General features: G+C 74.6%; 22 protein-coding genes. 6 read left to right on the top strand and 16 right to left on the bottom strand.

Annotated elements, in window-relative coordinates; translation table 11 throughout:
* Nucleotides 1-175 precede the first annotated feature (175 nt).
* The 4 genes from OG994_RS00280 to OG994_RS00265 form a co-directional block, all read right to left on the bottom strand.
* Complete coding sequence (locus OG994_RS00280) at nucleotides 176-463, bottom strand: GlsB/YeaQ/YmgE family stress response membrane protein (RefSeq protein ID WP_328851846.1); 288 nt, start codon at nucleotides 461-463, stop codon at nucleotides 176-178.
* 231 nt (nucleotides 464-694) lie between these two features.
* Nucleotides 695-979, bottom strand: a complete 285-nt coding sequence (locus OG994_RS00275; protein WP_120331126.1) for a GlsB/YeaQ/YmgE family stress response membrane protein — start codon at nucleotides 977-979, stop codon at nucleotides 695-697.
* 306 nt (nucleotides 980-1285) lie between these two features.
* Nucleotides 1286-3163: a translation elongation factor 4 gene (gene lepA, locus OG994_RS00270; protein ID WP_120331127.1), complete on the bottom strand. Its 1878-nt coding sequence runs from the start codon at nucleotides 3161-3163 to the stop codon at nucleotides 1286-1288.
* 87 nt (nucleotides 3164-3250) lie between these two features.
* Nucleotides 3251-3787 carry a DUF4240 domain-containing protein gene (locus OG994_RS00265; RefSeq protein ID WP_120331128.1) on the bottom strand — a complete coding sequence of 179 codons (537 nt, stop codon included), beginning with the start codon at nucleotides 3785-3787 and terminating at the stop codon, nucleotides 3251-3253.
* Nucleotides 3788-3960: 173 nt separating this feature from the next.
* On the opposite strand from OG994_RS00265, the gene OG994_RS00260 reads away from it, so the two are divergent.
* Both OG994_RS00260 and rpsT read left to right on the top strand, forming a co-directional pair.
* A complete protein-coding gene (locus tag OG994_RS00260; RefSeq protein ID WP_328851845.1) occupies nucleotides 3961-4956 on the top strand; it encodes a phosphotransferase family protein in 996 nt (331 codons plus the stop codon).
* A 314-nt stretch (nucleotides 4957-5270) separates the two neighbouring features.
* Complete coding sequence (gene rpsT / locus OG994_RS00255; protein WP_120331130.1) at nucleotides 5271-5537, top strand: 30S ribosomal protein S20; 267 nt, start codon at nucleotides 5271-5273, stop codon at nucleotides 5535-5537.
* A gap of 153 nt (nucleotides 5538-5690) precedes the next feature.
* Here the strand turns inward: rpsT and OG994_RS00250 are convergent, their stop codons facing one another.
* The 10 genes from OG994_RS00250 to nadD form a co-directional block, all read right to left on the bottom strand.
* A complete protein-coding gene (locus OG994_RS00250; protein WP_328851844.1) occupies nucleotides 5691-6140 on the bottom strand; it encodes a hypothetical protein in 450 nt (149 codons plus the stop codon).
* Nucleotides 6137-7117 carry a DNA polymerase III subunit delta gene (gene holA, locus OG994_RS00245; RefSeq protein WP_328851843.1) on the bottom strand — a complete coding sequence of 327 codons (981 nt, stop codon included), beginning with the start codon at nucleotides 7115-7117 and terminating at the stop codon, nucleotides 6137-6139. The genes OG994_RS00250 and holA overlap by 4 nt, the downstream gene beginning before the upstream one ends.
* Nucleotides 7118-7249: 132 nt before the next feature.
* Nucleotides 7250-9640, bottom strand: coding sequence for a ComEC/Rec2 family competence protein (locus OG994_RS00240; protein ID WP_328851842.1), 2391 nt, complete (start codon nucleotides 9638-9640; stop codon nucleotides 7250-7252).
* The gene (locus OG994_RS00235) at nucleotides 9637-10653 is read right to left on the bottom strand and encodes a ComEA family DNA-binding protein (protein WP_328851841.1); all 1017 of its coding nucleotides are present in this window, start codon (nucleotides 10651-10653) and stop codon (nucleotides 9637-9639) included. Before OG994_RS00235 ends, OG994_RS00240 begins: the two co-directional genes overlap by 4 nt.
* A 197-nt stretch (nucleotides 10654-10850) precedes the next feature.
* Nucleotides 10851-11624, bottom strand: coding sequence for a hypothetical protein (locus tag OG994_RS00230; protein WP_328851840.1), 774 nt, complete (start codon nucleotides 11622-11624; stop codon nucleotides 10851-10853).
* 113 nt (nucleotides 11625-11737) lie between these two features.
* On the bottom strand, nucleotides 11738-12505 hold the full coding sequence (locus OG994_RS00225; RefSeq protein ID WP_328851839.1) for an SDR family NAD(P)-dependent oxidoreductase: 768 nt from the start codon (nucleotides 12503-12505) through the stop codon (nucleotides 11738-11740).
* Nucleotides 12506-12852: 347 nt separating this feature from the next.
* A complete protein-coding gene (locus OG994_RS00220; RefSeq protein WP_328851838.1) occupies nucleotides 12853-13716 on the bottom strand; it encodes a DegV family protein in 864 nt (287 codons plus the stop codon).
* A 126-nt stretch (nucleotides 13717-13842) separates the two neighbouring features.
* The gene (locus OG994_RS00215; RefSeq protein WP_120331136.1) at nucleotides 13843-14472 is read right to left on the bottom strand and encodes a histidine phosphatase family protein; all 630 of its coding nucleotides are present in this window, start codon (nucleotides 14470-14472) and stop codon (nucleotides 13843-13845) included.
* The gene (gene rsfS, locus OG994_RS00210; protein ID WP_120331137.1) at nucleotides 14469-14876 is read right to left on the bottom strand and encodes a ribosome silencing factor; all 408 of its coding nucleotides are present in this window, start codon (nucleotides 14874-14876) and stop codon (nucleotides 14469-14471) included. The genes OG994_RS00215 and rsfS overlap by 4 nt, the downstream gene beginning before the upstream one ends.
* Nucleotides 14877-14986: 110 nt before the next feature.
* Complete coding sequence (gene nadD / locus OG994_RS00205) at nucleotides 14987-15583, bottom strand: nicotinate-nucleotide adenylyltransferase (RefSeq protein WP_120331138.1); 597 nt, start codon at nucleotides 15581-15583, stop codon at nucleotides 14987-14989.
* Between the two features lie 173 nt (nucleotides 15584-15756).
* On the opposite strand from nadD, the gene OG994_RS00200 reads away from it, so the two are divergent.
* Nucleotides 15757-16404, top strand: a complete 648-nt coding sequence (locus tag OG994_RS00200; protein WP_120331139.1) for a PadR family transcriptional regulator — start codon at nucleotides 15757-15759, stop codon at nucleotides 16402-16404.
* 190 nt (nucleotides 16405-16594) lie between these two features.
* Nucleotides 16595-17782, top strand: a complete 1188-nt coding sequence (locus OG994_RS00195; protein ID WP_328851837.1) for an NAD(P)/FAD-dependent oxidoreductase — start codon at nucleotides 16595-16597, stop codon at nucleotides 17780-17782.
* 123 nt (nucleotides 17783-17905) lie between these two features.
* On the opposite strand, the gene pepN is transcribed toward OG994_RS00195, so the two are convergent.
* On the bottom strand, nucleotides 17906-20422 hold the full coding sequence (gene pepN, locus OG994_RS00190) for an aminopeptidase N (protein WP_328851836.1): 2517 nt from the start codon (nucleotides 20420-20422) through the stop codon (nucleotides 17906-17908).
* 67 nt (nucleotides 20423-20489) lie between these two features.
* Between pepN and OG994_RS00185 the strand changes: the two genes are divergently transcribed.
* Nucleotides 20490-20708, top strand: a complete 219-nt coding sequence (locus OG994_RS00185; protein WP_091346888.1) for a DUF397 domain-containing protein — start codon at nucleotides 20490-20492, stop codon at nucleotides 20706-20708.
* An 11-nt stretch (nucleotides 20709-20719) separates the two neighbouring features.
* Here OG994_RS00185 and OG994_RS00180 read toward each other — a convergent pair whose 3' ends face one another.
* The gene (locus tag OG994_RS00180) at nucleotides 20720-21151 is read right to left on the bottom strand and encodes a hypothetical protein (protein ID WP_328851835.1); all 432 of its coding nucleotides are present in this window, start codon (nucleotides 21149-21151) and stop codon (nucleotides 20720-20722) included.
* Nucleotides 21152-21618: 467 nt separating this feature from the next.
* On the opposite strand from OG994_RS00180, the gene OG994_RS00175 reads away from it, so the two are divergent.
* A complete protein-coding gene (locus tag OG994_RS00175; protein ID WP_328851834.1) occupies nucleotides 21619-22866 on the top strand; it encodes a cytochrome P450 in 1248 nt (415 codons plus the stop codon).
* Nucleotides 22867-22941 lie beyond the last annotated feature (75 nt).

The following is a 22941-nucleotide window of genomic DNA, read 5'->3' as shown; positions in this document are numbered from 1 at the left end:
CCGCCGCACCTTAGTAGGAAAAAATCCTTTACGACAGTGGTGGCCGGCGAGGCGACGCGACCGTACCGCAGGTGGGCGACGCGGGGCAGTCTCCCGGCGGGGACGAATCCGGCGGCATCCACACGAAGGGCGCCCGGCCGGTTGGCGGGGCGCCCTTCGTGTGTGCGGGTGGGGATTACCGGTACGTGACACTGCGGCGTCGGCCGAAGCCGGCCACCAGCGCCACCGCGATGGCCGCCAGCACGACCTGCACCAGCAGCTCACCCCAGTCGATCCCGGCGGTCTCCGTCGCGATGCCCAGCGCCCGCGCCAGCACCGTGCCGAGCAGCGCGGCGCCCACACCGATCAGCATGTGCAGCCACATCGGCATGTCCTGCCGTCCCGGAACGACCAGACGGCCCAGCGCCCCGACGATCAGACCGACGATGAGCGCGGTGATGATGCCCCTGACGGTCAGCTCCACGGTCGCCCTCCTTCTCGACAGTCCTGCTTGACAGTCGTCTCGTTCGTCGTTGCTTCCTGTCCTGACCGCCAAGGTTCCCGATCGGCGTGAGCGGCAAACCGGCTTTCCGGGACACTGTCGCCCGACATGCGCGTACCAGCATGTTTCCGGCACACCACACGCCGACGGGCGCCCGACCTGCCGGTCGGACGCCCGTGACGGAACTCTGGTCGTACGGCGCGCCGCGGTCGTTTACCGCGTCACGCTGCGGCGTCGGCCCACGCCGGCCACCAGCGCCACCGCGATGGCCGCCAGCACGACCTGCACCAGCAACTCACCCCAGTCGATCCCGGCGGTCTCCGTCGCGATGCCCAGCGCCCGCGCCAGCACCGTGCCGAGCAGCGCGGCGCCCACACCGATCAGCATGTGCAGCCACATCGGCATGTCCTGCCGTCCCGGAACGACCAGACGGCCCAGCGCCCCGACGATCAGACCGACGATGAGCGCGGTGATGATGCCCCAAACGGTCAGCTCCACGGTCGCCCTCCTTCAAGAATGTGTTCACACGAGGTGTGTGCTTCCTGTCGTGGGCGCTAAGTTCCCGAGCCGCGAGAACGCCAAACCGGCGGCGGGCAACAAGGTCGGCGGACGTCAATGCGAAACCGTCGGCGCAATTTCGCCGGCCGCACCGTCCACCCAGGTCGCGCACGGTGTGGACGGTCTCCGGCCGGACGCCGGGAGCCGTAGAAAATTTTCCCGCCGCACCGGCGTACGGCGACGTCCGGCACCGTCCGGAGGCCGGCGACCACGCAGGTCGCGGCCCGGGCCGGTGCCGGCCGTCGGCTACTTCTTCCCGCCGCCCTTGGCGTCGCCGGAGTCGGAGGAGAGCGCGGCGATGAAGGCCTCCTGGGGGACCTCCACCCGGCCCACCATCTTCATCCGCTTCTTGCCTTCCTTCTGCTTCTCCAGCAGCTTGCGCTTACGGCTGATGTCGCCGCCGTAGCACTTGGCGAGCACGTCCTTGCGGATCGCGCGGATCGTCTCCCGGGCGATCACGCGGGTGCCGATCGCCGCCTGGATCGGCACCTCGAACTGCTGCCGCGGGATCAGGTTGCGCAGCTTCGCGGCGATCGAGACGCCGTAGTTGTACGCCTTGTCCTTGTGCACGATGGCGCTGAACGCGTCCACCGGCTCGCCGTGCAGGAGGATGTCCACCTTGACCAGGTCCGACGACTGCTCGCCCGAGGGCTCGTAGTCGAGCGAGGCGTAGCCCTTGGTACGGCTCTTGAGCTGGTCGAAGAAGTCGAAAATGATCTCGGCGAGCGGCAGCGTGTAGCGCAGCTCCACCCGGTCGGCGGACAGGTAGTCCATGCCCAACAGCGTTCCCCGCCGCCCCTGGCAGAGCTCCATCACCGCGCCCACGTAGTCGTTCGGCGTCAGCACGGTGGCCCGCACCGTCGGCTCGTACACCTCGGCGATCTTGCCGGTCGGGTACTCGCTCGGGTTGGTGACCACGACCTCCCGGCCGTCCTCCTGCACGGCGCGGTAGACCACGTTCGGTGCCGTGGAGATGAGATCGAGGTTGAACTCCCGCTCCAGCCGCTCCCGGATGATCTCGAGGTGGAGCAGGCCGAGGAAGCCGCAGCGGAACCCGAACCCGAGCGCGCCGGAGGTCTCCGGCTCGTAGGTCAGCGCGGCGTCGTTGAGCTTCAGCTTGTCGAGCGCGTCGCGCAGGTTGGGGTAGTCGGACCCGTCGATCGGGTAGAGGCCCGAGTAGACCATCGGCTTCGGGTCCTTGTACCCGCCCAGCGGCTCCGAGGCCGGGTTGGCGTTGATGGTGACCGTGTCACCGACCCGCGACTGGCGGACGTCCTTCACACCGGTGATGAGGTAGCCCACCTCGCCGACGCCGAGCGCGTCGGCCTTCTCCATCTCCGGCGAGATGACGCCGATCTCCAGCAGCTCGTGGGTGGCGCCGGTGGACATCATCTTGATCCGGTCGCGGGCGCTGATGCGGCCGTCGACCACCCGGACGTACGTGACCACGCCGCGGTACACGTCGTACACCGAGTCGAAGATCATCGCGCGGGCCGGAGCGTCGGCCACGCCGACCGGCGGCGTGAACTGCCGGACGATCTCGTCGAGCAGGTGCGGCACACCCTCGCCGGTCTTGCCGGAGACCTTGATGCAGTCCGCGGGGTCGCCGCCGATCAGGTGGGCCAGCTCCTCGGCGTACTTCTCGGGCTGGGCCGCCGGCAGGTCGATCTTGTTGAGGACCGGGATGATGTGCAGGTCGTTCTCGAGCGCCAGGTAGAGGTTCGCGAGCGTCTGCGCCTCGATGCCCTGCGCGGCGTCCACCAGCAGGATGGCGCCCTCGCAGGCGGCCAGCGACCGGGACACCTCGTAGGTGAAGTCGACGTGGCCGGGGGTGTCGATCATGTTGAGCACGGCCTGTTCGCCGGCCCGCTCACCCTCGCGGATCGTCCACGGCATCCGGACGGCCTGGCTCTTGATCGTGATGCCGCGCTCACGCTCGATGTCCATCCGGTCCAGGTACTGGGCGCGCATCTGCCGCGGGTCGACCACACCGGTGAGCTGCAGCATCCGGTCGGCCAGGGTCGACTTCCCGTGGTCGATGTGGGCGATGATGCAGAAGTTCCTGATGCGGGCCGGGTCGGTGGCACCAGGAGCGTTCGCGCCGGAATCGAGCGTCGGTGGCACAGCTGTCCGTTCTGGTCGGCTGACGTGAGCAGGCCGGCGCGGAGCCGGCCCCCTCTATGCTCCCACGCCCTCCCGGGCGCGGTCGGATCACTCCTGCGGCGGCTCGACGAACAGCGCGGCGAGCCGCGGCAACCGCCGCCGGGCCTCGTCCTCGTCGTCGAAGTCCCAGAAGTCGTCGAGGTCCGGCGCCACGACGGGGTCGGGCTGCGCCGGCAGGTCGGTGGCGGTCGCCTTGCGGTACGCCTCACCGGGCACCGCGAGCATCTCCTCCGACCCGAACTCCTCTCCGGTGAGCGCGGCCGACCGGATCCGGGGCAGCTCGGCGAGGGAGTCCGGATCGGCGACCGCCCGGGCGAAGACCGCCCGGCCCTGGGTCATCAACCAGCCCCGGAAGTGCGCGAAGCCGTCGTCGGAGGCGCCACCGTTGACGAGGTAGGCGGCGCCCCAGAGGTCGGCCGTGTAGGAGGCGGCCAGCACCCGCGCCTGGTGCCGCGCGTACCCGACGATCTCGGCCGGGTCGCGCTCGGCCAGCAGCGCCACCGCCCGGGCGGCCACCGCGTGGGCCTCTCCCCCACCGCCGGCCCGGGCCTGGTCGATCAACTGCCAGAAGTCGTCGGTCCTCATGGCCTGGCAGTCTCCCAGACCGGTCGCGCCGGCGCCGTCTCCCGGGCGCGGCCTGTGGCGCGTCACGTCGGCCGGGGCACCGCCGCGGTGGCCGGTCACGCCGGCCGGGGTGCCGCGTCGTCGGTGGCCGGTCACGCCGCGTCGTGTCGCCCGGGGCTCGGCGAGGGGGCAGCATGGACGGCGTGCCCGCGCCGTCGCCGCCCCCCGTGCCGTACGACGCGACGGCCCGGCGCCCCCACTGGGACGAGCTGCCGGGGGCGCTGCGGACCGCCCTCGCCGACCGGCTGGGCGCCCCGGTGGTCGCCGTCCGCACCGCCGGCGCCGGCTTCACCCGGGGCTTCGCCGGCGTGCTCGACACCGCCGCCGGCGAGCGGGCCTTCGTGAAGGCCGCGCCCGCCGCCGGTCAACCGCACCTCGTCGACTGGTACGCGCGGGAGGCCGCCGTCCTCGAACGGCTCCCGGCCGGCCTCCCGGCGCCCCGCCCCCGCTGGACGCTGAGCGTCGCCGGCTGGTTCGCCGTCGCGCAGGAGGCGATCGACGGCCGGACGCCCCGGCTGCCCTGGGACCCTGCCGAGCTGACCGCGACGCTCGCCGCGTACGCCGAGGTCACGGCCGCCCTCGCCGACCCGCCGGCCGGCCTGGTCGCGCTGGGCCTGCCCCACCTCGCCGACCTGGCCCGCGACGACATCCTCTGGTGGGGCGAGGTCGCCGCCGGCCGGGAGCCGGCGCCACCGCTGCCCGCCGCCGCGCGCGGCCGGCTGCCCGAACTCGTCACGCTGGAGTCGCGCCTCCCGGCGTACGCCGCCCGCGGCACCGGGCTGATCCACGGCGACCTCCGCCTCGACAACGTCCTCGTGGGTGGCTACGGGCGGGCCTGGCTCTGCGACTGGACCTGGCTCTGCCACGGGCCGGCCTGGTTCGACCTGACGACCCTGCTGATCACCGCGTACGCCAGCGGGCTGGACGCCGACGCCCTCTTCGCGCGCCACCCGGCCGCGGCCGACGCCCCGCCGGACGCGCTGGACGCCACCCTCGCCGCGCTGGCCGGGTACTTTCTGACCGGCGCCGCGGCGGCACCACCGACGGCCTCCGCGTCGCTGCGCGCCCACCAGCGCTACAGCGGCGAGCAGGCGCTCGCCTGGCTCGCCCGCCGGCAGGGCTGGGCCTGACCACGGTCGGGGCGGACCCGGGTGCGACGCGGGACGGACCTGGGCACGGTCGGGGCGGACCTGGGCACGTCGCGGGCCGGACCTGGGCGCGGTCGGGGCGAACCTGGGCACGTCGCGGGGCCAGGCGGCTGTCGCGGCGGTGGACCGCGGTCGCGGCGCGGGTCGGGCCGCTCTCCAGGGCCGGACGGCTGTCGCACCCCCGCCGTTTTGGCTCGTCCCGGCCGACCTGGTAACCTGGCTCTTCGCGCGGCGATGACGCATGCTCGTCGTGCGGAGAAGCTGACCAACCCGAGCTATCAAGACGAGGCTGTCGCGTGGCGAACATCAAGTCCCAGATCAAGCGCAACCGGCAGAACGAGAAGCGCCGGCTGCGTAACAAGTCGGTCAAGTCGTCGCTGAAGACCGCCATCCGCAAGTTCCACGAGGCCGCCGAGGCTGGCGACGTCGAGCAGGCCACCGCCCTCATGCGGGACGCCTCGCGCAAGCTCGACAAGGCCGTCAGCAAGGGCGTGATCCACGCCAACCAGGCCGCCAACCGCAAGTCCGCGATCGCCAAGCGCGTCGCGTCGTTCTCCGCCTGACCCAGGCGGCGACAGACCTCGCCGGAAGCCCCCGGGCCACTGCCCCGGGGGCTTCCGGCTGTCTGTTTCCCGAGCTGTGGCCGGTGACGGGTCCGCGGTGGACGAGGGCGGGCGTCCACTCCCCCTGTCGGCTCAGCGCCACCACGTGCCGGATCAGGAGGACTCGCGACCCGGCCGGCTGCTCGTCGGAGCGTCGGACCGGACCGCCGGAGCGGACGGATCGACGGACACGACGACGCCGGGCACGCTGTGGGTGATCCACTCGACCCGCGCGCGGCCCACCACGGGCTCCATCTGCCGCCGGAACCGGTCGCGCTCCTGCTCGGGTACGAGCGCCGCGGACCGGATCACGACGGCGGCCACCATGTCGTTGAGCTTCACCATGACGGCGACCGTTGCGGGCAGGATCACGACGGCCCACCAGCTGACCAGCTCGGCGAGGGCGAGCAGCGCCGCCAGCGCGATCACGCCTTCGAAGAAGAGGAAGCAGAGCACGCCACCCGGGTTGACGAACCGCAACCCGAGTACCCGCGCGTACAGCGGGCGGTACTGATCCTCGTCGGCCGGGATGGTGGCCCACGCCGTGCGGACCGGTCCGCTCACGGGGCGCCACCCCGCCGGGCGGCCGCCACGGAGAAGACGGCCCGCTCCAGGGCGTACGCACGGTCGTCGGAGCCGCCCTTCACGGCCGCGTTGCACTCGGCGGCGACCTGCATGGCGCGGACCAGCCCCTCCGGCGTCCAGCCCCGGCTCTGCCGCTGCGCCCGCTCGATCTTCCAGGCCGGCATGCCGAGGGTGCTCGCCAGCTGGTACGGGCTGCCCCGGCCGGCCGACGCCACCCGGGCCACCGTCCGCACGCCGTCGGCCAGGGCGTCGGCGATCGGCACCGGGTCGACGCCGACGTGCAGCGCCCAGCGCAGCGCCTCCAGCGCGGCCGGGACGTCGCCGACCATGGCGGCGTCGGCGACCGTGAAGCCGCTCACCTCCACCCGACCCCGGTAGTACCGGGCGACCGTGTCGGCGCCGATCCGCCCGTCGGTGTCGGCGATCAACTGGGAGCAGGCGGCGGCCAGTTCCCGCAGGTCGTTGCCGACCGCCGCGAGCAACGCCTCGGCGGCGCTCTCGGTGCACGTGCCGCCGCCCCGGCGGATCTCGTCGCGGACGAAGGCCACCCGGTCCCGGTGCCCCTTCAGCTTCCCGGCCGGCACCACCGTCGCGCCGGCCGCCTTCAGCCCGTCGGCGAACGCCTTCCCCTTGGCCCCGCCGAGGTGCAGCACGACCAGTTGCACCTCGGGGTCGGGGTTCTTCGCGTACGCCAGCAGGGCCGCCACCAGGTCCTTGCGGGCGTCCTGGCCGGAGCGCAGCACGAGCAGCCGCCGCCCGCCGAACAGCGACGGGCTGAGCATCTCGGCGATTTCCCCCGGGGTGAGCGCGCCGGCCTGGTACTCGCGGACGTCCACGTCGGGGTCGACGCTGCGCGCCTTCGCGACGGCTTCGGTCACGGCGCGCGTGGCGAGCAGCTCCTCATCGCCGAGGACCAGCAGAATGGGGGCGAGGCTGGCGGGGGTCACGTCGCCCATATTCGCACGCCCGGCAACGGGATCGTGCCTGCTCATCGACGCCCCAGGCGGCGGAGCCCGCAGTCAGTGCGAATCCAGACATTTATGTCAATCCACCATGCAGCGACACAAGACCCCCGCGTCTGGGCCGCGTCACGGCGGGCGACCGGGCGGTGAGCCTCGGGCGACGACCGCGAGCCCGCCGTCCCGCCGCACCGCGGCGACGTCGCCGTCCACGTCGGTCCGCAGCACGCGGGCGCCGTTGCGGGCCAGCCGCGCCAGCAGGCCGGGACTGGGGTGCCCGTAGTCGTTGCCGGCGCCCACCGGCACGAGCGCCACGGCCGGGCGGACCGCGTCGAGGAACTCGGGATCCTGGTAGGCCGACCCGTGGTGGGCCACCTTGAGCACATCGGCCCGCAACACGTCGTGGGGCACCCGGTCCAGCAACGCGCGTTGTTCCTCGGTCTCGGCGTCCCCCGGCAGCAGGAGCCGTACGCCCCGGACGGTCGCGCGCAGCACCAGCGAGTTGTTGTTCGGGTCCGAGCGCGTCCCGCGCAGCGGATAGGGCGGACCGAGCACGACGAGTTCCGCCCCGCCCGCCCGGTACGTCGTGCCCGCCGTCGCGGTGAGCAGCCGGGCGTCACCGCCGTCGGCCGCCTCGCGTACCAGGGCCTGGCCGGTCTCCGGCTCGGTCAGCGCCGGTGTGAGCACGGCCGCCACGCGCCGGCCGCGGAACACGCCGGCGACCCCACCGACGTGGTCGACGTGGAAGTGGCTCACCACGAACAGCGGCACCTCCCGGACTCCGAGCCGCCGCAGGCAGGCGTCCACGGCCGCCGGTTCCGGGCCGGCGTCGACCACCACCGCCCGCCCGGACGCCGCCGGGAGCACCACGGCGTCGCCCTGGCCGACGGCGCACGCCACCACGATCCAGCCGGACGGCGGCCAGCCGCGGGCCACCAGGCGGACCGGCACCGCACCGAGGACCGCCGCGACGCCCACGACCGCCACCAGCCGGCGCACCACGGGCCGCCGGACGGCGACGAGCAGCGCCACGGTCGACGCGGCCAGCAGCAGGGCTCCCCACACCCCACCTGGCCAGGGCAGCGTGCCCGCCGGCAGGCGAGCGCCGTACCGGGCCACGAGCACGAGCCACCACGCCGGCCAGCTCGCCAGCCAGGCGGCGAACTCGGCGCCCGCCGGCCAGATCGGTGACAGCACGGCGGCCAGCACCCCGAGCACCGTGGCGGGCGCGATGGCCGGTACGGCCAGCAGGTTGGCCGGCACGGCGACGACGCTGACCGTGCCGGAGATTCCCGCCACGACCGGTGCGCAGGCGAGCTGGGCGGCGGCCGGCACCGCGAGCGCCTCGGCCAGGCCGGCCGGTACGCCGCGGCGGCGCAGTCCGTCGCGCCAGCGCGGGGCGAGCAGCAGCAGTCCACCGGTGGCCAGTACGGAGAGCGCGAAACCGGCGTCGCCGGCGAGCGCGGGATCCACCAGGATCAGCACGGTGACGGCCGCGGCCAGCGCCGGCAGGGCGGCACGCGGACGGCCGGCGGCCAGCGCGGCCAGCCCGATGGCGCCCATCGTGGCGGCGCGTACCACGCTGGGCGACGGACGCACCAGGATCACGAAACCCACGAGGGCGACACCGCAGAGCCCGGCGGCGAGCCACGGACCGGCCCGGCACCACCGCGCGACGAGCAGCACCGCACCGACGACGATGGCCACGTTGGAGCCGGAGACCGCGTTCAGGTGTGTCATGCCGGTGGCCCGGAAGTCCTGCTCGACGGTGGGCAGCAGCCGGCTGGTGTCGCCGACCACCAGCCCCGGCAGCAGGCCGCCCTGCGCGTCGGGCAGGGGCGCGCACGCGCGTTGCAGCCCGGCGCGGAGCGAGCCGGCGGCCCGCTGCGCCCACGACGGCGAGCCGTGCCGGACGGGCGGGCCCGTGGCGCCGAGCACCACGGCGGTCAGGTCGCCACCCCGGGGGACGTCCAGGCGCCCCTGCGCGCTGAGCCGCTGCCCGGGCAGCAGCCCTCGCCAGGCGGGATCGGTGGCGAGGACGAGGACCCGGACCGGGGCGGCCACCCGCGGGCCGTCCCGCTCGGCGAGCCGGACGAGGTCCGTGGCGACGAGCAGGGTGGCCGGACGCCCGGGCGCGGTCCGGATCGGCCGCGGGTCGTCGCGGACCACGAGGTCGGCGGTGACGCTCGCCCGTTGCTCGGCGAGCGCGCGCAGGGTGTCGGCGTCGCGTACGGCCAGCCGGGCGCCCGTCGCCGCGCCGCCACAGACGACGCCGAGGCCGACCGCGACGGCGATCCAGCCGTACCGCTGGACGCGAGGCGTGGGCCGGCCGAGCACCTGGAGCAGGTGCAGCGCGCCGATGGTCGAGAACACCGCGCCGAGTGCCGCGAGCAGCAGCGCGGCCCCCGCACCGAGGTGCAGCCCGGCCAGGGCGGTAAGCCACGCCGCGACCGCCGATCCGGCCAGCCGCAGATCCGGTCCGCCGTCGCTCGGCGACGCCTCCGCGATGCGGGTGCTCACACCGTCACCAGGTCCTTGAGCTGCTCGTAGCGGGCGTCGCCGATGCCGTCGACCTGCCGCAGGTCGCCGACCGACCGGAAGCCGCCGTGCTGCTCACGGTGGGTGAGGATGCGCTGGGCGAGCACCGGGCCGACCCCGGGCAGCGCGTCGAGCTGCGCGAGGGTCGCCGTGTTGAGGTTGAGCTTCCCGCCGGCGCCGGGGATCCCGGTCGGTGCCGGCGCGCCCCCGGGTGCGGGCGGCACCTGGCCCGCGGCGGCGGGCGGCGCGGTCACGCCGACCAGGATCAGCTCGCCGTCGGCCACCCGGCGGGCGGGGTTCAACAGGGCCACGTCCACCCCGGGCAGCGCCCCGCCGGCCGCCTCGACCGCGTCGGCGAGGCGAGCGCCCGCGGGCAGCCGCACCAGGCCGGGGCGGCGTACCTTGCCGGCGACCGCCACGACGAGTTCACCGGCCGGGCTCGCCCCGGATCCGGCGACGTCCTCGGCCACCGGCACCGCGGTGCCGACCGCCGGCGCCGCGGTGTCCGGCACCGGCTCCGCCCGCGGTCGTGACCGCCACGCCCAGAAACCGGCGCCCAGCACCACGAGCGCGGCGACGGCGGCGAGGACGCGCACCCCGCGACGCCCCGGGTCGAACGCGCCGGGACCGGGAAGGCGGCGGCCGCCGGAGGACTCCGGCTCGGTCGCCGGGTCGTCTCCCGTCACGGCGTCCTGCAGAGCCGATGCCGACGGCAGGGCGCCGGGCGGGTCGCCCGCGTACCCGTCGGGCACCGCGACCCGGCGCGGACCGCCGCCGTCACCGGCGACACCGCGTGCCGAGCCGGCCACGAACGCCGGACCGGCCAAGAACTCCGAACCGCCCGTAAGCGCCGGGTCGCCCGTGAGCCCCGGGTCGCCCGTGAGCCCCGGGTCGCCCGCGAGCCCCGGGTCGCCCGCGAGCGAGCTGTCCGGTGGCGTCTGCCCGGCCAGCCGCCACAGGCGTCGGCGTACCACGGATTCGTCGTCGTGTGACACGGCGTGACGCTACGGCGATCCACGCCCGGCGCGGGCGTCCCGGACCGTCACCTGTGGACGGCGCCGCCGCCTGTGGACAACGCCCTGATCATGCCGCCGTCTGCTATGAGCCGGACACGGGCCCGGAGGCGGTCCCGCCCCGCCGTCGCGGGACGGGACCGCCGACCCCGGTCACGGGACGGGACCGCCGACTCCGATCAGTAGTAGCGCATCGACGAGGCGACGTCGTTCCAGCCGAAGACGCCCAGGTCGGGGTACAGGCCGGGGCCGTCGACGCCGTTGCCGTTGTAGAGCCAGAGCTGCTGGCCCTGCAACTCGATGTGCTCGAACAGGATCGTGTACGGGATGTACGGAATGTTGCCGTCGATGTAGCTGACGTTGGTGTCGACCGACGACACCTTGTCGTTGATGTTGCTGCACCACAGGAAGCAGAAGACGCTGCGGAAGTCGCGCTGGCTACCCCAGTCGGCGTTGAACTGCCACTTCCCTCCCTGGTAGTGCCAGTGCTCGTGCAGTACGACCATGCCGCCGACCGGCCCGTAGTAGCCGATGCCGGCGTTCGTCGTGTAGTCCCCCGCCGCCTCCGGCGCCCGGGCGGGCTGCGTCGGCGGTGCCGGGCGGCTGCGCGGCCCGAGACTGGCCCGGGTGAAGCGCTGCTGCACGTCGGCAACGTACTCGTTGGCCGCCTCCGGACGGCGGAACACCTGCAGTTCCCCGTCGCGGAACGTGTCGGGCGTGACCACGTACCGCAGCGGTTCGTGGGCGTGCCGCGCCAGGTTCCGCGGCTCGACCTTGCGGCCGTCCAGTCGTACGGGCAGTTGCGGCGGTTGGATCTCCGCCTTCGGTCCGGCGGGTGCGGTCGGTGCCGCCGTGGCCCGCCTCGCGCCGGACAGGGACTGCCCGGCTCCGAGGAGGGCCCCGGCCGCGAGGCCCGCGGCGATACCACCGAACGCTCTTCTCGTCGTCACCATTTCCCCCACGGTGTGCGATGAACGATGCGGAAGATTCTTACGAGTCGATCCCGTGGGGCGGCATCTTCTGTCCGAGGCGGGACAGTCGCGAACTGAACAGATGCGATCAACGCTCAGTGGGCCTCCGGGTCCAGCCCCAGCACCGCCCGTCCGCCGTCCACGGGCAGGGTCACCCCGTTGACGAACCCCGCGGCGGGGGACAGCAACCAGACGATCGCGTCGGCGGCCTCCTCGACCCGGCCGATGCGGCCCAGTGGGTGCAGGCGGGCCAGGTCCGCGTCGATCCGGGCCGCCTCGGCCGGTTCCTGGCCGGCCAGGAACCCGGCGTGCCGTTCGGTGGCGATCGACCCGAGCGCCACCGCGTTGGCCCGGATGCCCCGAGGCCCGTACTCCACGGCGAGCGCCCGGGTCATCCCCTCCACGGCGGCCTTGGCGGTGGCGTACGGCAGGCAGCCGGGCACCGGCCGGGCCGCCTGGTGGGAGGACACGTTCACGATGGCCCCGGCCGTGCCGGCCGCGAGGAAGCGGCGCACCGCCGTCGCGGCCCCGGCCAGGGCCGGCCGCAGGTTCCGTCCGATGAGGTCGGCCACCTCCGCGACCGGTGTGCCGTGCACCGAGGCGTCCCGGAACACCGCCGCGTTGTTGACCCAGCCGGTCAGCGGCGCGGCCCGTTCGGCGAGGTCGGCGGCGTGACCCGCGACGGCCTCGTCGCCGGCGTCACCGACGACGCCGACCAGCCGGTCTGCGGCGGGGTGCCGGGCGAGCCAGTCGAGCGCCCCGGCGTCCCGTTCGACGACGACCACCGTGCCGCCCGCGGCGGCCAGCCGCTCGACGACCGCCCGGCCCACGCCCCGGCCTCCGCCGGTCACCACGCAGGACACTCGCCTCCCCCTTCCGCCGGCCACCCGCCGACCGCGGGTCGCCCCGTCGCCGTCACCCGCCGGCCGCGGCTCAACCCCCGTCGCCCTCACCCGCCGGCCGCCCGCCCGCCGCGGATCGGCGCCTCGTCACGGACCCGCCGGCCGCACGCGACGTCGGTCACCGACGGCACGCCACTCCACCCTCGCAGCCGCCGGCAGCGACGGGCAACGGCCCTGCGGGCCTGCCCCAGATCCGGGGCAGCTCGACAGCGTCGGACCACACCCCGCTGCCCACCCCGTACACCGACCCTCGGCCCGCCTCCGCGGGGCGTGGGTCGACCCGCGCCGGCAGCCGCGGCCCGCACCGGTCAGGCCGCGCCGAGCGGGGCCCGGCGGTGCACGACGACGCAGGCCAGCCCGGGTCCGGCGTGCGCGGCGACGACCGCGCCGGCCTCCGAGACGTACGTCTCGCGGATCCGGTCGCCGAGCCGCTCGGCGAGCGCGTCCAGCAGCGCCCGCGCCCGCTCCGGGGCGGCGAGATGGTGTACGCCCAGATCGACCTCGGCGTCCCCGGCCGCCTCGACAGCCAGGTCTACGAGGCGGGCGATCCCCCGGCTGGCCGTGCGCACCTTGTCCCTGAGCACGATCGCCCCGTCCGGCATGTGCATGATCGGCTTCACCGAAAGCGCCGTGCCGAGCAGCGCCTCGGCGGCGTTGATCCGTCCGCCCCGGCGGAGGAACTCCAGCGTGTCGACGTAGAAGAAGATGGCCGTCCGGTCGACGGCCTCCACGGCGGCCCGGCGTACCCCGTCGAGGTCCGCACCCCGCTCGGCGGCCTCGGCGGCCGCGAGCACCGGGAAGCCCAGCCCCATGCCGGTGGCGCGGCTGTCGACCACGGCGACCCGGTCGTCCAGGCCGTCGGCGGCCAGCCGGGCCGCGTCGACGGTCCCGGAGAGCTCCGCCGACAGGTGCACCGACACCACGCCGTCCGCGCCGGCGTCGAGCAGCCGGCGGTACGTCCGGGCGAACTGCTCCGGGGCCGGGCGCGACGTGCTCGCCGAGACCCGCCGGCCCTGCAGGGCCTGGGTCGCGTCGGCCGGGAAGATCTCCACTCCCTCGAGCCCCTCCGCGCCGTTGAGCACGACGGTCAACGGCACCACGGTCAGCCGGTGCGCCCGCACCAGTTCGGGCGGAAGGTAGGCGGTGGAGTCGGTGACGACCGCGACGGGCATGCCCGGCACGCTAGCCGATGCCGCCGGCCACCACGAGGGCGCGTCGCGCGCGGCCGGACCCCGCGAGACGGCCGGGCCGCGCGAGGCTGCTCGACCCCGGGATGCGGCCGGGCCGGCGGCGTGATGTCAGAGGGCGTCGGCGACGGCCGGGGCGACGATGAGGCCGACGTTGTGGGCGCGCAGGTGCCACCCCCGCACGTCGTCGTGCCGCAGTTCGCTCCAGTGGCAGTTCTGCAGCGACCCGACGGCGCGCAGCACGGCGGCGTCCCAGCCGAGCACGTGTCCCATCCCCTGCCGGGCGCCGCCGCCGTGGGTGGCGACGACGACGGTGCCGCCCGGGGCCGCCTCGGCGGCGTCGATGAGGGCGCTCCCCACCCGCTTGCCGAGGTCGTCGAGGGTCTCGATCTCCGAGCCCGGGTCCGGGTCGCCGGCGCGCCAGCGGGCGTACTCGGCCGGGAAGCGCTCGGCGACCTCGGTGAGGAGGAGCCCCTGCCACCGGCCGAAGTGGCGTTCCCGGAGCCGGGCGTCGGTGCGGACCGTCAGCCCGGTCACGGCAGCGAGCGCGGCGGCGGTCTCCGCGGCCCGGCTGAGGTCGCTCGCCACGATGGCGTCGGGGCGCAGGGCGGCGAGCAGCGGCGCGGCGGCGCGGGCCTGCTCCCGGCCGAGGTCGTTCAGCGGGACGTCGGTCTGGCCCTGGACGCGGTTGGCGGCGTTCCAGTCGGTGTTGCCGTGCCGCCAGACGATCAGCCGCGTCATTCCGCGGCGGAACCGGCGCCGGACTCGGCGTCCACCAGGGCCCGGTCGACGAACGGGATGGTCGGGCAGTCCTTCCACAGCCGGTCGAGGGCGTAGAACTCCCGCTCCTCGGTGTGCTGGACGTGCACCACGATGTCGACGTAGTCGAGCAGCACCCAGCGCCCGCCGCGCTCCCCCTCGCGCCGCACCGGCTTGGCCTTCTCGGGAAGCTCCAGCAGGCGCTCCTCGATCGCATCGACGATGGCGAGCACCTGACGCTCGTTCGGGGCCGCGGCGAGCAGGAACGCGTCGGTGATGGCCAGCTGGTCGCCCACGTCGATGATGACGATGTCCTGCGCCTTCTTGTCGGCGGCGGCCTGGGCCGCGGCGGTCGCCAGCTCGTACGCGCGCTCGGAAACTGTCACCGTTCTCCTTCGATCAACCGTGCGATCCTCCAAGGGTCTCACACGCGGCGTCGTTCCGACTTGTCAGTTCTGGCGTGTAACCCGCTGGACCGGGGACATAACGGGCACGGTCAGCGCTGGTAGAGGCGGCGCTTGGCGATGTACTGGACCACACCGTCGGGCACCAGGTACCAGACGGGTTCGCCCCGGGCGACGCGGGCACGGCAGTCGGTGCTGGAGATGGCCATGGCGGGCACCTGCACGAGGCTGACCGTGTCGGCGGGCAGGTGCTTGTCGGTGAGTTCGAAGCCGGGCCGGGTCACCCCGATGAAGTGGGCGAGTTCGAAGATCTCGTCCAGGTCCTTCCAGGAGAGGATCTTCTCCAGCGCGTCCGCCCCGGTGATGAAGTAGAGCTGCACCTTCGGGCCGTACTCGGCGTGCAGGTCGCGCAGGGTGTCGACGGTGTAGGTCGGGCCGCCGCGGTCGATGTCCACGCGGCTCACCTGGAAGCGCGGGTTGGAGGCGGTGGCGATCACCGTCATGAGGTAGCGGTCCTCGGCGGGGCTGACCGGCACGTCGGCCTTCTGCCACGGCTGGCCGGTGGGCACGAAGACCACCTCGTCCAGCCCGAACCGGTCGGCCACCTCACTGGCCGCGACCAGGTGCCCGTGGTGGATCGGGTCGAAGGTGCCACCCATGATCCCGATCCGCCGGATATCTTCCTCCACCCCGTGATCGTAGGCCGGTCGCCCGCGCCGGCACCCCCGGCGGTGACGTGGCCCGCACCACGCTCGCCACCGGCGGCACGCGACGGGGGCGCGGACCGGACGGGGTCGCGCTCGGTTGCTCGCACCCGTACACTCGTTTGCGAGTAATCGGGGACGAGCAACAGGAGGACGGCATGCCGAAGCGGCGCAAGGTCGGAAACCTGCTCGCCCTCGCGTCGCTCTCCGCCCTCGTCCAGCGGCCCATGCACCCGTACGAGATCGCCACCGCCCTGCGCACCTGGGGGAAGGACCAGGACATGGAGATCAAGTGGGGGTCCTTCTACACGGTGGTCCGCAACATGGAGCGGCACGGCCTCATCGAGGCCGTGGAGAGTGTCCGGGCGGGCCGGCGGCCCGAGCGGACGGTCTACCGGATCACCGACGCCGGGCGGGCGGAGCTTGTCGACTGGGCGCGCGAGCTGGTGTCCACGCCGGAGCCGGAGCACCCGCGCTTCCGCGCCGGGCTCAGCGTGCTCGCCGCCCTGCACCCCGACGAGGCGGTGACGCTGCTGCGGCGGCGCCTGTCCCTGCTCGACGAGGGGATCCGCGCCGCGCGCGACACGCTCGCCGAGGAGGGGCGGCGGATCCCGCGGCTGTTCCTGGTCGAGTCGGAGTACGACCTGGCCATCCGGGAGGCCGAGGCGGCCTGGGTCCGCGGCCTGCTCGCCGAGCTGACCGCGGGCACCTATCCGGGGCTGGACCAGTGGCGGGCGTTCCACGAGACCGGCGAGATGCCACCGGAACTGACCGAACTCACGGAGAGGGGCGACGGCACACAGTGACACGACGGCCCCGGCGCGGTGCGCCAACACCGCGCCGGGGCCCTACCTCGGTACCGCACCTGGACGGTGCCCGGCCCGAAGCGGCAACCACGAGGATAGCCGGGCCTCCTCCCAGGTCGGTGCCACACGCGCGCCCACGACTGCCGTGGGCGCGGCGGACGAACGAGCACCCACGACCAGGGAGACAACCATGCCCACAGTCAGAACGGCGATCGTGATCGGCGGCGGCGTCGCCGGCCCTGTGACGGCGCTGGCGCTGCGCCGCGCCGGCATCGCCGCCACCGTGTACGAGGCATACCCGACCACTGCCGACGGCGTCGGCGGCACCCTCGCGCTGGCGCCCAACGGCGTCGCCGCGCTGCGCGTCGTCGGAGCGGACCGCGCGGTCACCGACATCGCCACCCCGATCCACCGCACGGCCATGGCCGTGGGCCGCAGGCGGTTCGACCTTCCGGGGCTGGCGGACGTGCCCCCGTTGCAGGTGGTGCACCGCGCGGCGCTGCACCGGGCACTGCACGACAGGGCCCTGGCCGAGGGGGTGGTGATCGAGCACGGCAGGCGCCTCGTCGACGTACGGGAGACCGCCGACTCCGTCACCGCCCGGTTCGCCGACGGCACCACCGCCACGGCCGACGTCCTCGTGGGCGCCGACGGGATCCGCTCGACGGTGCGTACGCTCATCGACCCGGACGCGCCGGGGCCGCACTACACCGGGCTGCTCGGCTTCGAGTCGGTGGCCCGACACGAGGTGGACGTCGCACCGGGCACCATGACGTTCGCCTTCGGCCGGCGGGGCTACTACATCTACTGGCCGGAGCCGGGTGGCGGCACCCGGTGGGGCGTCAACCTGCCGCAGGACCGGCCCATGACGCTCACCGAGGCGCGTGCCGTGCCCGCCGAGGAGTGGCTGCGTACGCTGCGCGCCGCGTACGGCGACGACGACCCCGGCGGGCAGCTCATGCGCACCAGCGACGCGGACGGGCTCCAGGTGGTGGGCTCGCTGCTGATCATGCCGCCGGTGCCGCGCTGGCACCGGGGGCGGATGGTGCTGGTCGGCGACTCGGCCCACGCGCCGTCGAACAGCTCGGGCCAGGGCGCGTCGCTGGCGATCGAGAGCGCCGTGCAGCTCGCGCGCTGCCTGCGGGACCTGCCCGACGTGCCGTCGGCGTTCGCCACCTACGAGCGGCTGCGGCGGGAGCGGGTGGAGAAGGTGGCCGCCCGCGCGGCGCGGATCAACCGGGCCAAGGCGCCCGGTCCGCTGGCCCGGGCGCTCATGCCCCTGCTCATGCCGCTGCTGGTGCGCACGGCCATGAACCCGGAGAAGACGATGGGCCACGAGCAGCGCTACGTCATCGACTGGGACGCCGCGGTGCGCTGACCCCGAGCGACACTCCTCGTCGATCTTGCACTTTCGGCCCGCGAAACGCGAGGCATGTACCTTTCGTCGGGGCCGAAAGTGCAAGATCGCGGGGGCTCGGGACGGCTGTGGCTGGACGGGCTGTCAGGCCACGGTGGCGGCCACCGCGGTGCGTGCCACGAGCGCGCGGCGCATGTCGTCGTCGGCGTCGGTGACCACGCGGCGCAGCCCCGGGGTCAGGTCGTCGCGCGCCAGCAGCGCGGCCGCCGCCTCCCGGGTGGACTGCGCCACGGCGTAGCGGGGGTACGCGAGGCTCGCCACCCGCTCCGCCGTCCAGGCCGTACGCCGCCGGGCCGTGGCGGGCATGTCCGCGAAGTACCGGTCGACGTACTCGGCGGTCAGCTCGGCCTGCTCGGGCTGCCAGAAACCCGCCGCGGTCGCCTCGACCAGCCGGTTGGACAGCTCGGTGTTACGGGTGACGATCTCCCAGGCGGCCCGCTTGGCGTCGGCGTCGGGCAGCGCCGCCCGGCACCGGGCGGCCCGTTCCGCGCCCGCCGCGCTGCGGTCGGCCGCCTCCTCGGCGGCGATCTCCGCTTCGCCGGCCGCGCCGAGCACGACGAGCCGGCGCAGCACCGCCCAACGCAGCTCCGCGTCGACGGCCAGTCCGGGCGGCACGTCCCGGCCGGCGAGCCAGCCGGTCAGCAGGTCCGCGTCGGCGGTGGCCTCGACGAGCCCGCGCGTGGCGGCGAGCTGCAGGGAACCGCCGGGCGGCGCGCCGCGCAGCAACGCCGCGCAGGCCTTGGCCATTCGGGCCAGCGCCGCCTCCCGGCTCGCGGGGTCGAGGTAGCGGTCGACGAGCGACCGGCTCATCGTGAGCACGTCCTCGGCGATGATCACCTCGGTCTCGGTGGGCAGCGCCGCGGCGATCAGCGCGACGACGGCGGACACGGGCCGTTCCCCGTCGGTCGCCGCGTCCAGCGCCTCACCCCACAGCAGCGCCCGGGCCAGCGGATCGGCCAGACCCGGCAGCACCAGCGGTACGGCGTCGGCCGAGGCGGGGTCGAGGCGCACCTTCGCGAAGGTGAGGTCGCCGTCGTTGGGCAGCAGCAGCCGGGCTGCCGGCGCGCCGGCCAGCGTGCCCAGCACCGTCCGTCCACCGTCGGCGTCCGGGTCCAGGTCCACCTCGATCCGCTCGACGCCGCCGTCCACGGCGTACCGGCCGACGCCGATGCGGTGCGGGCGCAGCACCGGATGGGACGGCGGCGCGGTCTGCACCACGGCGACCTCGCGGTAGCGCCCGTCGGCGTCGACCCGCACCTCGGCGCGCAGCGTGTTGACCTGCGCCCGGCGCAGCCAGCGCTCGGCCCAGTCGGTGAGGTCCCGACCGCTGGCCGCGCTGAGGCTGGCGAGCAGGTCGGCCAGCGTGGCGTTGCCGAACCGGTGCGCCGCGAAGTGCGCGTTCAACCCCGCCAGGAAGGCGTCGTCGCCGAGCCAGGCGACCAGCTGCCGCAGCACGCTCGCGCCCTTGGCGTACGAGATGCCGTCGAAGTTGAGCAGCGCCTGCGCCGCGTCGGCGACCTCCTCGGGGGCCACGGGGTGGGTGGAGGGGCGCTGGTCGGCGGCGTACCCCCACGCCTTGCGGCGCAGCGCGAACGTCGTCCAGGCACCGCCGAACCGGGTCGCCTCGGCGGTCACCCGGGTGCCCAGGTACTCGGCGAAGGACTCGTTCAGCCACAGGTCGTCCCACCAGCGCATGGTGACGAGGTCGCCGAACCACATGTGCGCCATCTCGTGCGCGATCGTGGTGGCCCGCAGCTCCCGCTGGCTGTCGGTCACCGCCGAGCGGAACACGTAGTCGTCGCGGATCGTGACGAGACCCGGGTTCTCCATGGCGCCGGCGTTGAACTCCGGCACGAACGCCTGGTCGTACTTGCCGAACGGGTAGCGCTCGGCGAACAGCTCGTGGAACCGGTCGAGGCACTGCTTGGTGACGGTGAAGATCTCGTCGGCGTCCGCGTCGAGGTGCTCGGCGAGCGACCGCCGGCAGTAGACGGCCAGCGGAACGCCGTCGTGCTCGTCCCGCCGGACGTGGTACGGCCCGGCGATCAGCGAGAAGAAGTACGTGGCCAGGGGCCTCGTCGGGGCGAACTCCCAGCGCCCCGGGCGCGGGGTGGCCGCGAGCTGCCCGTTGGCCGCCACCGTCCACTCCGGCGGCGCGGTGACGGCGAGGGTCACCGGCGCCTTGAGGTCGGGCTGGTCGAAGGCGGCGAAGATGCGCTGCACGTCGTCGAGGAAGGACATGGCGTAGAGGTAGGTCTCGCCGTCGGCCGGGTCGACGAAGCGGTGCATGCCCTCCCCGGTGTTCGAGTACGCCATCTCCGCCTCGACCGTCAGCGTGTTGTGCTCCCGCAGCCCGGCCAGCGGCAGCCGGTTGTCGTCCAGGTCGCCGGGGTCGAGGGCGCGGTCGTTCAGGCGTACGGCCAGCAGCTTCGCGGGCTTCACCTCGGCGAACGTCGCGGAGCCGGGGGTCGCCCGGAACCGGATCGTGACGCGGGAGTGGAACAGCTCCCCGCCGCCGGTGAGGTCGAGGTCCACGTCGTAGGACTCGACGGTAATCGCCGCGCCACGCGCGGTCGCCTCTACACGGGTCAGGCTCGGCATCCGCTTATCCTGCCCGATGGGGATCCGCACGTGTTTCCCCCGCGACGTGTGCACTGGAGGAATGACCATGGCTCAGCACCCCAAGGGCGACTTCGACCTGTCCCGGGCGGTCTGGCAGCGGGCCGAGGGGGACACCTCCGAGAGCGCCGTGGAGGTCGCCTTCGTCGACGACCTGATCGGCATGCGCAACTCCGCGGAGCCGGACGGGCCGGTGCTGGTGTTCACCCAGGCGGAGTGGGACGCCTTCGTGGCCGGCGCCCAGGACGGCGAATTCGACCTGGACTGACCGCGACCGGTTCACGTGTCGCCGTCGCCCCAGCCGAGGCCGCCCGGGCCGGGGGCGTGGTGGAAGCCGGGGTGGTCGGCGACGTCGGCGCAGCGCTCGCCGTCCGGACCGACGGCGCCGCAGAAGAGGCGCTCGGCCCGGTGCCAGGCGTCGGCCCCGGAGAGGGCGGCCGCGCCGAGCGCCAGCTCGGGCCGCAGCAGGCTCAGCGCCTCGGCGTAGCCGACGGCCAGCTCACGGGCCTGCTCCGGGTTGGCGGCCGTGAAGCCCAGGTGCACGGTGTAGTAGCGGGGACCCGGAGCCGGCCGTCGCGGCGCGGCGATCAGCGGGGTGTCCGCCCCACCCGGGCCCGTGTCGCCCCGGCCGATCCCCAGGCTCCGGCCCGGGCCGCCTCCGTGCGCTCCGGTCGACCGCCGCCGCCACTGCGCCGAGTCGTTCCCCCGCATGACCGTCCTCCCGTCGTCGTCGTGCCGTCCGTGCCGCGCCGCGTCGGCTCCGGTACGCCCCGCCGGTGCCGTGGCGGGCCCGTCTCCGCAAGCCAACCAGATTTCCGCGCTGCTGGGAGGGGCCAGCGGGCACGGCGTCGAGGGGCGGAATCGCCGCTCCGAGAGCCCGGGAACGGGGTCGACACGCCGCTGCGGCTGGCCCCCTCCCCCGGCCGACACGCCATGGTCGCTGGCCCCCTCCCTACGGCGCGTCGCGACCGCCACACGCGCCCGGGAGCCGCCCCGGCGACCGCCGCAGGCGCCCGGGAGCCGCCCCGGCGACCGCCGGAGGCGCCCGGGACCCGCCGCCGCGTCGCCGGCACGGGTGGTGCCCCGCCACCGCGCCCGGCGGGATTCAGCGGCCCGGACCCGGGTAGACGCCACCGGCCGGGGCGGCCCGCCGCCGGCGATCCCATGAGGAGGCCCCGATGGCGAGCACCCCGGCCGACCGCAGCCCGGACAGCACGCTCGCCCTGCTCCGCGAGGGCTACCGGTTCATGGGTTCGCGCTGCGACCGGTACGACAGCGACGTCTTCCAGACCCGGCTGCTGCTGCGGCGGACGATCTGCCTGCGCGGACACGCCGCCGCGACGCTCTTCTACGACCAGGACCGCTTCGAGCGGGCCGACGCCCTGCCGCTGCGGGTGCAGCGGACGTTGACCGGGCGCGGCGGGGTGCAGGGCCTCGACGGCCCGGCGCACCGGGACCGCAAGGCGATGCTCATGTCGCTCATGACGCCGACCGCCATCCGGCACCTGGGCCAGCTCTTCGACGACGAGTGGCGGGCCCGGATCCCGGTGTGGGAAGGGGTCGGACCGGTCGTGCTCCACCGGGAACTGGGCCTGATGCTCACCCGGGCGGTCTGCGCGTGGGCCGGCGTGCCGCTGGCGGAGGGGCAGGTCGGACGGCGTACCGCCGACCTGCACTCGATGATCGACAGCGGGGCGGCGGTCGGACCGAGGCACTGGCGGGGGCTGCTCGCCCGCCGGCGTGGGGAGCGGTGGGCCGGCGACCTCGTCGACCGTACGCGCTCCGGCGCCCTGCCGGCACCCACCGGCAGCGCCCTGCGCGTGATCGCCGACCACCGCGACGCGCGCGGCCGCCCGCTGCCCCGCCGGATCGCCGCGGTGGAACTGCTCAACGTGCTACGCCCCACCGTCGCCGTCGACCGGTTCGTCGTGTTCGCCGCGCTCGCCCTGCACGACCATCCGGCGTGGCGGGAGCGGGTCCGCAGCGACGACGAGGCCACCGAGCTCTTCGTGCAGGAGGTCCGCCGGTACTACCCGTTCTTCCCGGCCGCCGCCGCCCGGGTACGGCGCTCCTTCGACTGGCACGGCCACCACTTCCCGCGCGGCCGCCGGGTGCTGCTCGACCTCTACGGCACCAACCACCATCCCGCGCTGTGGCCGGAGCCGGAGCGGTTCCGGCCGGAGCGCTTCGCGGGCCGCCCGCCGGACGCGTTCGCGCCGATCCCGCAGGGCGGCGGTGAGCACCACACCGGGCACCGCTGCGCCGGCGAGTGGCTCACCATCGAGCTGATGAAGCGGGCGGTCACCAACCTGACCAGCACCATGCGGTACGACGTACCCCCGCAGAACCTGGCGGTGAGCCTGCGCCGGATGCCGGCGCTGCCGCCCAGCGGCTTCGTCGTCACCAACGTCCGCCGGACGGCCTGAGGCGGGCGATCCCCGCCCGCCTCAGGCATGCCTGCTCGTCCCGGCCCGCCGCGCCGGACCCGCCGGCGCGGCCCG

This window comes from Micromonospora globbae, assembly GCF_036184225.1.
Classification (GTDB): domain Bacteria; phylum Actinomycetota; class Actinomycetes; order Mycobacteriales; family Micromonosporaceae; genus Micromonospora; species Micromonospora globbae.
This window is presented reverse-complemented; position numbering and strand designations above follow the sequence as displayed.